At 48.1% G+C, this 264-nt stretch carries 1 protein-coding gene; it reads right to left on the minus strand.

The features are described 5' to 3' along the window. The coding region (locus Q4563_RS20435) for a DUF3135 domain-containing protein (RefSeq protein WP_303605818.1) at nt 1-217 on the minus strand (217 nt) is incomplete at its 3' end. Nucleotides 218-264: the final 47 nt, after the last annotated feature.

Below are 264 nucleotides of genomic sequence, written 5' to 3' on the forward strand. Positions count from 1 at the left end.
CTGTTAGGGCTTGCGAGAAGCGTACAAATTGCTTGTGAAGTTCTTTTCGTAGCATCACATTGACATGGTTAGGGTTTTTACCTGTCGCGATGACGTGATTAATGTGGCTAAGCTGAGCTTGAAGGCGAGGCTGCATCGCTTCACTGGCATTATCGATGATCTGTTGACTCATGGTTATACGCAGCGTTTCTAGGGCGGCAGGGTCGTGCTCTGCCATTGTTTTGAGCTCATCAAAACTGGGTAATGTTTGCAGGTGTGGAGGTG

Source organism: Gilvimarinus sp. 1_MG-2023, assembly GCF_030548285.1.